General features: G+C 73.8%; 2 protein-coding genes. Both read right to left on the bottom strand.

Going from position 1 to position 1,288, the window contains the following annotated elements:
- Nucleotides 1-134: 134 nt before the first annotated feature.
- On the bottom strand, nt 135-518 hold the full coding sequence (gene crcB, locus ACFQ4O_RS17670; protein ID WP_378777705.1) for a fluoride efflux transporter CrcB: 384 nt from the start codon (nt 516-518) through the stop codon (nt 135-137).
- Nucleotides 515-1,288: DUF1176 domain-containing protein (locus ACFQ4O_RS17665; RefSeq protein WP_378777703.1), on the bottom strand; the 774-nt coding region annotated here is incomplete at its 5' end. The genes crcB and ACFQ4O_RS17665, both read right to left, overlap by 4 nt.

Here is a 1,288-nt window from a genome sequence, read left to right as displayed (position 1 = left end):
CGGCGGGCCGCGCAGGCCGGTCGCCGCGGCGCGGGCCGGCGGCGGGCTTGCCCGAGACGGGCTTGGGACCACGGGGCGGGCGTGGCGGCATGGGAACGAACTTTCCGAACGACGGCGGTGAGGCGATCCTTCGCTTACCCCAGAGCGCGCGCCAGCGCGAGGCCCGCGACCACCGCGCCGATGGAAAGCACGACGGAGACCGCCACATAAAGCGCCGCGAGCCCGGTCGCGCCCCGCTCCCACAGCGCCACCGCGTCGAGGCTGAAGGCCGAGAAGGTGGTGAATCCGCCGAGCACGCCGGTGATCAGAAACAGGCGAAGGGTCTGCGAGGCGTCGCCGCGCAGCGCGAACATGCCGGCCAGCAGGCCGATGCCGAGGCCGCCCACCACGTTGACCGCGAGCGTGCCGAAGGGAAACCCCGCGCCGAGCAGCCGGCCGGCCGCCACGTTGACGCCGTAGCGCGCCACCGAGCCCAGCGCGCCGCCGACGGCGACCAGAAGCCAGGGCGCCGCCGTCACCGCTCGCCCCGGAACACGATCGGGAACTTGCCGGGCTCGCCCACGCCGTCGCACTCTTCCTTGGCGCGGAACTCCACCATGCGGAAGGCGGCGCCGCCCCACTCCCACGTTCCCACCACGCCGCAGTCGCCGGCGGCTCGGCCCTTCTCGAAGGCGGTGAGCTGCCTCTTCTCCGGATCGTAGGCCACGTTGGTCAGCGTATCGACGCCGGTCCAGCCGATCGACTCGAGGAAGGTGGCGAACAGCAGGCGCTCGAACCGGTCCGCGGCCTTGGACGGATCCTCCACGAACAGCGCGAACTCCACATTGTAGGCGCCGGACGCGCAGACGATGGCCCACAGGGTGCGCCCGTCGCCAAGATCGGCCGCGAAGGACTCGTCCGCAAGGAAGGAGGGATCGGTCTCGTTGCGGTCCCAGACCGGGCAGTCCTGATCGGTCATCACCGTGCGCAGACGCTGGGGCACCGCGTCGCGGCCCACGTCCCGCACCCGGCCGGACAGCGCGGCCGGCGTTCCGCCGCCCACCAGCGCCACCAGCGCCTCGGGCTTGTCCACGCGGCCCTGCGCCCGGTCCATCTCGCCCAAGGCCGCCTGAAGCCCCGGCAGCGCCAGCTCGGCGGCGATCCGCTCGTCCGCCTCGCCCACGATCTCAACGGTCAGCACCCGCCCCCGCCGCAGGAACGGCAGCAGGCGCCGGGCCGCGCCCTCCGACAGCCGCACCTCGGTCACGGACGGATCGCGCTCCGCCGGGGCGACGGCCACGTCCGCGCC

This window comes from Methylopila musalis (assembly GCF_042679725.1).
GTDB lineage: Bacteria > Pseudomonadota > Alphaproteobacteria > Rhizobiales > Methylopilaceae > Methylopila > Methylopila musalis.
The sequence above is the reverse complement of the archived record's forward strand: the minus strand, read 5'-3'. Positions and strand labels throughout refer to the sequence as shown.